Origin of the sequence: Stenotrophomonas sp. HMWF003 (assembly GCF_003061285.1) — a bacterium.
GTDB classification, from domain to species: Bacteria; Pseudomonadota; Gammaproteobacteria; order Xanthomonadales; family Xanthomonadaceae; genus Stenotrophomonas; species Stenotrophomonas maltophilia_AP.
In genome coordinates, this window is record NZ_QAIW01000434.1 from 13661 (window position 1) to 17248 (window position 3588).

A 3588-nucleotide genomic window follows, 5' to 3' on the forward strand; every position below is an offset into this window, starting at 1 on the left:
GCGAGCAGGCGGCGCAGCGCGTCCGGGCCGCCGATACCGGCCAGTACCAGCACCGCCCCTGCGGCGGCGCCGTCGTTGGGGCGCTCGGCCTCCAGTTCGACCAGCGACAGCCGTTCGATATCGAACGCAGACAGTGCCGGCGGCGCAGCGTCGGCCTCCGTGGCAGCGCGTGCGGGCGCCGCGGCGGCGGTGTCGGCGGTGTCGTCCACCAGCGACCAGCTGCTGTGGTCACCCAGCGGTACGCGGGCCATCGCCGGCGGCGCCGAGGGCGGTACCGGCGGTGGCACCGACGCGGCGGCGGACGGCGGCTGCAGGGCAGCCAGCGCCTCTTCCAGCGACATCGGTTCGCTCAGTGCATCCGGGGCCTGGTACAGGCCATCGGCGGGCACATCCGCGGCCGCATCGAACGCCTCGCGGACATGGAAGTCCAACGGTGCATCGGCATGCAGTTCGGCCGGCGTGGTCGGCAGGCCGGGCTCGGGCTGGAGCAGGCTGTCCTGCTCCGAACCCGGCGGCAACACGTCGTGGTGGCCGTGCAGCTTGGCCACCAGGTGCCGCGCCCAGCGCTGTGCTTCCCAACCTTCACGGCGGGCGGCCAGTTCGGCTTCGTCGAAGATCAGGGTCAGCGACGGCGAACCCAGCACCGGGTCCAGGCGCTCCAGCGCGTCCTCGATCGCCGGTTCCAGCGCGATCAGCACCGCACCCGGCGCCGCGTCGCGCAGCACCTGCACGTCCAGCGTGTTGGGATCCTCTTCCAGCACCAGGGTCGCGCCGGCCTGGGCCAACGCGTCGCGCAGGCGCTCGCGGGCCTGCCCCGGGCGCGCCAGCAGCGCTACCGACAACAGCAAAGGCAGGTCATTCGCGGACACGGGCGATCCCCAGCAGGTCGTACACGTTTCGCATCAGGTCCAGTTCCTGGTAAGGCTTGCCCAGGTAACGCTGGACGCCGATTTCGAAGGCGCGCTGACGGTGCTTGTCGCCACTGCGCGAGGTGATCATCACGATCGGCACATCCTTGTAACGCGGGTCGGCGCGCATCGCGGTGGCCAGTTCATAGCCATCCATGCGCGGCATTTCGATGTCCAGCAGCATCAGGTCGGGGACCCGCTCCTCCAGCCGCTCGAGCGCTTCCACGCCATCGCGGGCCACCGCCACTTCGAAGTTGTGGCGTTCCAGGATGCGGCCGGTGACCTTGCGCATGGTCAGCGAATCGTCGACCACCATCACCAGCGGTGCCTGGCGGTCGCTGACCTGGCTGGTCACGGCGATCGGCTTGTGCGGGTTGGCCTGGAAGCGGCGGACCAGCGGGGCCACGTCGAGGATGACCACCACGCGGCCATCGCCGGTAATGGTGGCGCCGTAGATACCCGGAACGGAGGCGATCTGCAGGCCCACCGGCTTGACCACGATTTCGCGGTTGCCCAGCACCTGGTCGATCGCCACGGCCGCGCGCAGTTCACCGGCTCGCACCAGCAGCAGCGGCACCTGGGCCTGGCCCTCGGCACGCGCCGGGCCCTGGCCCACCAGCGTACCGAGGTCATGCAGGGCGAAGGCTTCGCCACCGTAGTGGTAGTCGCCGTCGATGGTTTCAAAGCGCTCGCGCGAGATCCGGCCGATACCGCTGACCGAGGCCACCGGCACCGCGTAGGTGGTTTCGCCGATCTGCACGAACACCGCCTGGGTGACTGCCAGCGTCTGCGGCAGGCGCAGGGTGAAGGTGACGCCCTGGCCACGCACCGAGTGGATATCCACCGAGCCGCCCAGCTGGCGCACTTCGTTGTGCACCACGTCCATGCCCACGCCACGGCCGGCCAGCTGGCTGACCTGGTCGGCGGTGCTGAACCCGGGCGAGAAGATCATCGCGTCCAGTTCGGCATCGCCAAGCACGGCGTCGGCCTGCACCAGGCCACGCTGTTCGGCGCGGCGACGGATCGCCTCGCGGTCCAGCCCGGCGCCGTCATCGGCCACTTCCAGCACGATTTCCGAGCCTTCGCGGCGCAGACGGATGGCGATTTCGCCTTCCTCGGGCTTGCCGGCAGCGCGGCGCTGTTCCGGGGTTTCCAGCCCGTGGGCAACCGAGTTGCGCAGCATGTGTTCCAGCGGCGCGACCATGCGGTCCAGGACGTTGCGGTCCAGTTCGCCGTGGGTTCCTTCCAGGATCACGTGGACCTGCTTGCCGGTGTCCTGGCCAGCCTGGCGGACCACCCGACGCAGGCGCGGCACCAGACCATCGAACGGCACCATGCGCGCACGCATCAGGCCGTCCTGCAGTTCCGAGCTGACCCGCGACTGCTGTTGCAGCAGCACGTCGTACTGGCGCGACAGATCGTCCAGCACGCCCTGCAGGCCGCCCAAGTCGGCGGCAGACTCGTTCAGCGCACGGCTGAGCTGCTGCAGCGTGGAGAAGCGGTCCAGTTCCAGCGGGTCGAACTTGTGGTCGGCCTGGTCCTGCTCGCGCTGGTAGCGGGCAACGATCTGCGCTTCGGTTTCCAGGTCCAGACGGCGCAGCTGGTCGCGCAGACGCGCGTTGGTGCGGTCCAGTTCGCCCATGGCGCCACGGAAGGCGCCCAGCTGCTGTTCCAGGCGCGAGCGGTAGATCGCCACTTCACCGGCGTGGTTGACCAGGCGGTCGAGCAGGTCGGCGCGCACGCGCACCTGTTCCTGCTGCGGACGGGCCAGGGCATCGTCGTCGCTGCTGGTTTCCAGCGGCACCGGTGCCGAGAGCGGCGCCGCGGCGACGGCGGTATCGACCGGTGCGGTGTCCTGCACGGTGTCGGCAGGGGTCTCCACGGCCACGTCCAGCCGGCCCAGCGTGCGCTGCTCGAAGGCATGGATCAAGTCGTCGGGCATCGCCACGCTGCGGTGCTGCCCGGTGCGGGTCAGCAGCTGGTGCAGGCGATCGAAGCCACGTTCAAGCAGGTGCACGTCGCTGCGGTCGATGTCGGTGCGGTTGGCCGCCACGGCCTCCAGCAGCGATTCGATGCCATGGCCCAGGTCGCCGATCGGGTTGATCCCGGCCATGCGTGCGCCACCCTTGAGGGTGTGCAGGTCACGCTGCAGGCCGGCGATGACGTCGCGGTCGTTCGGCGCGGCGCGCAGTTCACTGATCAGGCCATCGCAATGGTCGAGCAGGTCCTTGCCTTCTTCCACGAAGATGTCGACCAGCTCCTGGTCGAGCACGTTGAAGTCCAGCGCGTCGGCGCTGTCTTCTTCGTCATCGGCGTCGGTGTCGAGCGCGGTGTCGTCGACACCGGTTGCCTCGGTCGGGGCGGCCGCTTCTTCATGCGTGGAGAGCGCGACGACCGATGCGCCAGCGGCGGCCAACGGCGCATCTTCGAGTTCGAAGAACGGTGTCGGCGCGGCGGTTTCGGTTTCGGTTTCGGTTTCGACCGCATCCTCGGCGAAGGCGTCGGCCTCCTCGGGCTGTTCCTGTGCGTCGTGGGTGGCATCCAGGCCCAGCACGCTGTCGGCCGCGTCGTCGGCCTGCGGCGCGTCGATCACGGTCAGACCGTCATCCAGGGCCTGCTGCTCGTCGACCGGCTCGCCGAACGCCGGCGTCGGCGGCAGGGCTTCGTCCAGTGCCTCGCG

The 3588-nt window shown here is 69.7% G+C and carries 1 protein-coding gene and 1 pseudogene; both read right to left on the reverse strand.

Translation table 11 applies throughout. From position 1 onward, the window contains the following. Window positions 1-869, reverse strand: a pseudogene (locus tag DBR34_RS18720) (chemotaxis protein); the annotation flags it as partial. Next, window positions 856-3588 (reverse strand): response regulator (locus DBR34_RS18725; protein ID WP_258224125.1); only part of this gene is annotated, 2733 nt, incomplete at its 5' end. The gene DBR34_RS18725 and the pseudogene DBR34_RS18720, both read right to left, overlap by 14 nt.